At 61.6% G+C, this 6,862-nt stretch carries 8 protein-coding genes; all 8 read left to right on the top strand.

Going from position 1 to position 6,862, the window contains the following annotated elements:
• Positions 1-579 (top strand): hypothetical protein (locus D9C15_RS32265; protein ID WP_205854965.1); only part of this gene is annotated, 579 nt, incomplete at its 5' end.
• A gap of 140 nt (positions 580-719) precedes the next feature.
• Positions 720-1,424 carry a hypothetical protein gene (locus D9C15_RS32260; RefSeq protein WP_128003559.1) on the top strand — a complete coding sequence of 235 codons (705 nt, stop codon included), beginning with the start codon at positions 720-722 and terminating at the stop codon, positions 1,422-1,424.
• 388 nt (positions 1,425-1,812) lie between these two features.
• Positions 1,813-2,043, top strand: a complete 231-nt coding sequence (locus D9C15_RS34645; RefSeq protein WP_375138835.1) for a GNAT family N-acetyltransferase — start codon at positions 1,813-1,815, stop codon at positions 2,041-2,043.
• Positions 2,033-2,596: a nucleotide triphosphate diphosphatase NUDT15 gene (locus D9C15_RS32250; RefSeq protein ID WP_310734544.1), complete on the top strand. Its 564-nt coding sequence runs from the start codon at positions 2,033-2,035 to the stop codon at positions 2,594-2,596. Before D9C15_RS34645 ends, D9C15_RS32250 begins: the two co-directional genes overlap by 11 nt.
• 166 nt (positions 2,597-2,762) lie before the next feature.
• Positions 2,763-3,236 (top strand): bacteriocin immunity protein, encoded by a 474-nt coding sequence (locus tag D9C15_RS32245; RefSeq protein ID WP_128003557.1) that lies wholly within the window; start codon positions 2,763-2,765, stop codon positions 3,234-3,236.
• A 723-nt stretch (positions 3,237-3,959) separates the two neighbouring features.
• Complete coding sequence (locus D9C15_RS32240) at positions 3,960-5,063, top strand: toll/interleukin-1 receptor domain-containing protein (protein ID WP_128003556.1); 1,104 nt, start codon at positions 3,960-3,962, stop codon at positions 5,061-5,063.
• Positions 5,064-5,205: 142 nt separating this feature from the next.
• A complete protein-coding gene (locus D9C15_RS32235; RefSeq protein ID WP_128003555.1) occupies positions 5,206-5,724 on the top strand; it encodes a hypothetical protein in 519 nt (172 codons plus the stop codon).
• Positions 5,725-6,426: 702 nt separating this feature from the next.
• The gene (locus tag D9C15_RS32230; protein ID WP_128003554.1) at positions 6,427-6,804 is read left to right on the top strand and encodes an LIC_13387 family protein; all 378 of its coding nucleotides are present in this window, start codon (positions 6,427-6,429) and stop codon (positions 6,802-6,804) included.
• Positions 6,805-6,862: the final 58 nt, after the last annotated feature.

The following is a 6,862-nucleotide window of genomic DNA, read 5'->3' as shown; positions in this document are numbered from 1 at the left end:
GGGTCGAAGGAGCCGCCACCTCAGCTCATGCGTTCAACAGACTCCGGGACATCGCCCGGGGCGTGGAAGGCACTTGATTGTCAAGTTGTTGGAGTTGGCGCCGGGGACATCGACATCGCAGTCCTTGCCGCTCAGCAAGTCATCTCACCGACTGATGTTCTTGAACCAACGACGCGCCACATCTACCTCAGTCAAGATGCCTACTTCTTGGGCTTTCCCTACGGGCTCCATGCCGAGGTCGGCGCGCTCAACGCGCAGTTCCCAATCCCACTGGTGAAAAGAGGCTGCGTTTCGCAGATCGAGCTAGTTGGGGGCGGGGCACGGTATCTCTTGCTCGATGGCCACAACAATCCTGGCTTCTCTGGCGGCCCGGTGGTGTACGCCGTGGACAACAAGGGACCCGCTAACAAGGTCGCTGCTGTCGTCTCCGGTTTCAAGTTTGCCTGGGATCAGGTCTATCTCAAGGACCAGCTCACCGATCTAGCCGTCAAGTACAACACGGGCATCGTCATTGCGTACTCCATCGAACACGCCATGGAGCTCATCCACGCCAACCCCATCGGGGCCAAGATCGCGTGAAGATGCCTAACCCTTCGCTCGAGCGGACCTCCACCGGCAAGGCACCTGGGCCGCGCGGAGCCCACTGCGTTCATCATGCACCGCGCGGCCCAGGTGCCTTGCCGGTGGCGTCCGCTCAGCTCAAACGTTAGGCGTCTCACATGGCCGCAGATCATGCCGACACAGCGCTTGAAGGCTTCCTGGAACTGGAACGTCGATTCCAGAACTTCACACGCACCATTCCAGTTGCCACCGAGCACCTGCGCGTCCACTCGCCAGTGCTAGCTTCGATCCTGCTCGATGCGTGCAGTCTCACAGAGACTTCACTGAAGTCAGCAATGGACAACGCGCGATACAACAACATTCCCAACATCGCGCAGCATCGAGCCAGAAGGTACGCGGCAGCGCCCCCGCATCTGAACATCAATGACCTGCGGACGGTGTTCAGATCGGACATGCTCTATTCGAAGCCTGTCTGGTACCTGCCTCACGGAAGTGCCTCTTACCCATGGTACGTTTGGCGTAGACCCAATGGCCACCCGGCATGGTGGACAGCGTACAACACCGTCAAGCACAGCCGCTTTGAGCAGGCGAGGTCAGCGACACTTGGAACAACCATGCACGCGATGAAAGCTCTCTTCTTGGTGCTGGTTCAGACGCTCGACTTTCGAGAACGCTTGGTTGAGCGTGGAGTAATCCACCGAGAACGGCGCACGATCGCCAACTTGAAGGCCGACGTGGCTCAGTGGGAGGTCATTCAGGACGGATGGAACACGCCAATCGTCGCAAGGTCGTCGCTGTTCGGCTACCGGTTCCTGAGCCAGATGAACTCGACCCACGCCCAGGACGCATCCGAGTTCTTGTAGCCGGTGCAGTGCCGCGAGAGACGCCTAACCCTTCGCTCGAGGCGACCCTCCACGGCTTGGCGCTTGGGCCGCGAAGCGGTTTGGTCCATCATCCGCCTCGCGGCCCAAGCGCCAACCCGTGGCGGTCGCCTCAGCTAAAACGTTAGGGCGCACAGGTGGCTACGTCGCCTCAAGTCGAAGTCGTTCCATACAGCGAGCCTTGGCTTGCCGAGCTGGTGCCTATGTGGCGGTCGAGCTTCGAGGCTGCGGTGGGAATCCAAGATCCTCATTCGCTAGCGGAGCAGACCGAATACTTCCTTCAGGCGGTGCTGCCTCAGAACAAGGTTCAACTGGCTCTGTCGGGTCAGCAACTGCTTGGCTTCATCGCGGCCTCTAGGGAGTCAGTCAGTTGTATGTTCGGCGCGGTTGCCAGCGGCACGGCATCGGCAGTCTCCTGTTGCAGTGGGCCAAACAGAACTCCAGTGGGAGCCTCTGGCTGTTCACCTTCAAGAAGAATCTCGTTGCCCAGGCGTTCTACGAGCACCACGGCTTCGTAGCCGTCCAACACGGCTTCGAGCCCATGTGGCAACTCGAAGACATCAAGTACTTCTGGTCGGCCGAGCCCAAGAGTGCGCCCTAACCCTTCGCTGGAGCGGGACCTCCACCGGCATGGCACTTGGCCCGCGCGCCGTTGTGGTCCATCATCCGTCGCGCGGGCCAAGCGCCATCCCGGTTCCGGCCCCTCAGCTCAAACGTTAGGCCGCAGAGGAACCGCCGTGCAGTCTCGTAGCGTTCAAGTCGGCGTCGGTGCGGTCATCCTGCGCGGCAGCCATGTCCTGTTGGGGCTCCGCAAAGGAGCTCATGGCGCGGGCACTTGGGCGTTCCCAGGTGGGCATCTTGAGTTTGGCGAGTCGCCAGAGTCCTGTGCTGTCCGCGAGGCGCTGGAGGAAACCGGGCTCCACGTCACTCCGCTGCAGCGAGCAGGCTCTACCAGCAATGTGTTCACCGCCGAAGGCCTGCACTTCATCACTCTCTTCGTGGTTGCCAGCTGCCCTAACGGCCAGCCAGCGGTGCTGGAGCCGCACAAATGTGGTCGCTGGGAGTGGTTCGCCTGGCAGGCGCTTCCTCAGCCACTGTTTTCCCCGGTAGCTTCCCTCGTCGGCTCAGGCTTCAGGCCGGAGGCTGCGGCCTAACCCTTCGCTCGAGCGGACCTCCACCGGCAAGTCGCTTGGCCCGCGCGCCGGCCAGTGTCATCATCCGTCGCGCGGGCCAAGCGCCTTCCCGGCGTCGGCCCGCTCAGCTCAAACGTTAGGCCTCACACAGGACTACGCCCGTTTTCGTCGATTCGAATGCCGCCACATGAGAGACTGCTTCTTCGATCCAGTTGCTTCGCATCCAGCACTCCCTGAAGCGCAGCGGCTCTCGCTGCGGATCTACGCTTTGCACGAGGCCGGTTCAGACTACTCACTTGAACTCCAGCAACTGGGCAGGGCTGCCGGTCGCGTTATCAGTCGCCAGCAGGTCTTCGGCGCCTTCGGGTCCATTGCTCCAGAGACCTTCGCACGAAAGGTCTTGGTCAACTGGAGCGCACTGCCAACTGGCGCAACGGAAGCTGAGATGCTCGAGATGCTGGAGCTCATCTGCCAGGCGAAGGGATCAGAGTTTCAGGTCGAGTATTGGGTTCAGTGCCTGCGCGCCAACACTGGCGATGAGCGCCTCAGCGATTTGATCTTCTGGCCGGACGAGTACTTCGGGCGGCCTATCGAGCGGGAACTGTCGGCCAAGGAAATCCTAGACGTTGCGCTCGGTCGAGCGCAGAGCAGTGAGGCCTAACCCTTCGCTCGAGTGGACGCGCTCCGGCATGGCACTTGGCCCGCGCGACGGTGTGGTCCATCATCCATCGCGCGGGCCAAGCGCCATGCCTGCGCGCGCCCCTCAGCTCAAACGTTAGGCCTCGAATTGCCAAACCGCGGTCCTCGCGCTTCTCAGCAGCTTCAAGTCCGATTTGCCTTTTCCGCTTCGGTCACCTGCTGGCAAGCCGAACAGCCGCTCAGCTCGGACGATCGCCCCGCTCCGGGGTCACCTCTTTGTTGAGCCTCGGAAGGTCTTCGCGCTTCGGGGCCACGGAACAGTCGTCTTCGGACGGCTCGCGCAACCTCGGAAGAGCTTGCCCGTATACCTCATCGGCTCGGGGAGGCCGCCCGTCCTTCGGCGGGCGGCTCACCGTCGTGGGTTCGCCGGACGAAGGGAACAACTCTCTCATCCCAACGCGTCGCGTCCTTGCCCACGGAAAGGGCGAACGTCAGGCCTCAGCTTGGCCCAGTCGAGCTTCCCTCCGGCAGAGCAATACCAGTCTCGCTCCCCGCTACGCTCAGGCACGGTCGCGAGTCGAGGCCTAACCCTTCGCTCGAGGCGACCCTCCACGGCTTGGCACTTGGGCCGCGAGCCGTTGTGGTTCATCATCCGTCTCGCGGCCCAAGCGCCAACCCGCGGCGGTCGCCTCAGCTCAAACGTTAGGCGCCCTAGAGCAAGTTCGCGCACCGTCGGAGTTCACGAATGCCGCAGGTCTTCATCTCATACGTTCGCGAGAATACCGCTCAGGTCGAGCGACTACGAACCGAGCTGCAATCTCACGGGATCAGGGTGTGGCTTGATCGCAATGACATCGCCCCTGGCGTGTACTGGGAAGACGCGATCAGGCGAGCCATTGAGCAGGGCGACTTCTTCCTCGCATGCTTCTCGGACGAGTACTCCGCTCGACACTCCACCTACATGAACGAGGAGCTTCATTTAGCCATCCAGCAACTTCGACTTCGCCCGCACGACCGCGCTTGGTTCATTCCCGTCGTGCTGTCCGGCGCCGTTCCCGACTGGCAGATCGGGCCCGGGAAGACACTTCGAAGCCTGCAGTGGGCTGAGCTCTTTGAAGATCGTTGGGCAGATGGTCTTCAGGCGATTGTGGGCGCTCTTCGAGCAGCACTGCACGAATCACCTACTAGGTGCCTACTGCTTTCCGATGGAACGGAGTATGCAAGTGAGTTGGGACGCCTTGCGGCCGCCGCGGGTTATGCCGTAGAAGCATTCGATATCGGTGCAGATGACATTGATGAAGTGGCTCCAACGATCCGTGATCCGTACCCACTCTTAATCCTCTCGCGCGGTGAGCACTACAAGCCAAAATCCAGCGTTCGCTTCTATTCTCGTCTGCTGGATGCGGTCACGACCAGAGGCGCGATGCTCGCTACGCCGTGGGTTGCGTTCGAAAGCCAGGGGCATCCCGAGTTGCGGCGTGTCCTCCCGTTCACATACACAGGCGCCGGATTCAACGAAAAGACCGTCGTCACCTGCACGTCTGTTGCCGGAAGCGAGGGAGCAGAACTATTCCCCTATCCAATTCAGTGTCGGATCTCATTTGAGCTACTTGCGCCAACGGAGGACTGTACGGTCCTCTTGGAGTCGGCCGATGCTCCAGGCGCAGAAGGTCCTGAAGGTGTTCCGATATTTGGGTATCGCAGCCTTGACGACAAGTTCATCTACTACCTGAATGTTTGTCAGCATGCTTGCTTCGGCTCAATGCAGTCTCCACTCAAGACGAGCCCCGAGTTCTTCGCCTCGATGGACCGCGCATTTCGATGGCTTCGTCGGCGGCATCCGTGCTGAGTGCGCCTAACCCTTCGCTCGAGGGGACGCGCACCGGCATGGCACTTGGCCCGCAAGGCGTTCATTGTCATCATTCGCCTCGCGGGCCAAGCACCATACCGCTGCGCGCCCCTCAGCTCAAACGTTAGGCATCAGAGGCCACATGTCGCTACCAGTTCGATCGGCACTCTTCGTCTTGCTAGCATTCCTGGCTCTTCAAGCGCGTGGCGTTGAGTTCGCGACTGACTCTTACCGCCTCACCCTTCCTGGCGCTTGGCGTGACGTCTCTGCGCCAGACGTCATCACCTACGAGAGCGCTTCTGGCGAAGAGGAAGTCGTTGTCGGAGAGTACAAGCTCAAAGGTGCCCTGGGAGGTCAGGAGCTTCGTTCACTGCTTGAAGAGTTCGTCGAAATGCGCCGCAGCACCGAAGCTCAGTTGTTCCATGGTCGCGCGTTCATCGGCCGCGCCTTTTACAGCACGAGCGCGAACTACATACAGGCGGAGTACTGGGGCGACCATGCCCAGTCTGGTCAGCAGTTTGTGACTGTCGTCTACGCAACAAGCGCTCGCCTTCTGAGCTTTCGGTACGAGTCGCGCAAGAGGTCAACCGAGTTTCGGACCGCGGCCGAATCAGAGTGCTGTCTGGAATTCGCCTTCTACCGGAGAAGCGCTGATGCCTAACCCTTCGCTCGAGGCGACCCTCCACGGCTTGGCACTTGGGCCGCGAGCCGTTGTGGTCCATCATCCGCCTCGCGGCCCAAGTGCCAACCCGCGGCGGTCGCCTCAGCTCAAACGTTAGGCCTCGAATTGCCAAACCGTGGTCTTCACGCTTCTCGGCAGCTTCAGTTCCGGTTTGTCCTGGCCATTCCGGTCGCTTGCCACCAAGCCGAACAACCGCTCGCCTCGGACGGCCGTCGCGCTCCGGAGCCACCTCTTTCTCGCGTCTCGGAAGGCGTTCGCGCTTCGCGGCCACGGAACAGTCGTCTTCGGACGGCTCGCGCAGCCCTGGAAGAGCTTGCCGGAGTACCCCATCGGCTCGGGGAGGCCGCCCGTCCTTCGGCGGGCGGCTCACCGTTGTCGGTCCGCGGAACGCAGTAGACCGCTTGCTCTGTCCCGGCGTGCGTCTCCCTCCCCCATAGGAGAAGTGAACGTCTGGCCCAGCTTGGTCCGGTCTTGCGCCCCTCTGGCAGAGAAATGCCCGTCTCCCTCCTCGCAACGCTCAGGCGCCGTCCCGAGTCGAGGCCTAACCCTTCGCTCGAGGCGACCCTCCACGGCTTGGCACTTGGGCCGCGAGGCGCTCGCTGGCATCATCCGCCTCGCGGCCCAAGCGCCAACCCGCGGCGGTCGCCTCAGCTCAAACGTTAGGCCGCACAGGGGGGGCACTTGGTCCACGTATCGCAAGGCCTCTTCGCCCTCAGCGCAGCAATCGTCCTCGTGTTGGGGTCTCTGCACCTTGCATTCACGTTCAGCGGCAAGCGCTTCGACCCGAGAGACGCAGACCTTATTGCGCGAATGAAGGAAGTCTCTCCGTTCATCACCCGCCAAACCACCATCTGGCGCGCCGGCCAGGGCTTCCACGCTAGTCATAGCTTCGGCGCCATGCTCTTCGGGCTGGTCTATCTCTATCTCGCATTCGAACCGAGCCACTTCTTGCTTGGCTCGTACTTCTTGCTCAGCCTCGGCTTGGTCTACCTGCTTGCTATGGCTGTGCTTGCGCGCCGGTACTGGTTCAGCATCCCGTTTCGCGGTGTCAGCCTCTAGTGTGTCGCGTATGTAGGCGCGTGGCTCGCGAGTGCGGCCTAACCCTTCGCTCGAGAGG

Origin of the sequence: Piscinibacter defluvii (assembly GCF_004011805.1) — a bacterium.
Classification (GTDB): domain Bacteria; phylum Pseudomonadota; class Gammaproteobacteria; order Burkholderiales; family Burkholderiaceae_C; genus Piscinibacter; species Piscinibacter defluvii.
This window is presented reverse-complemented; position numbering and strand designations above follow the sequence as displayed.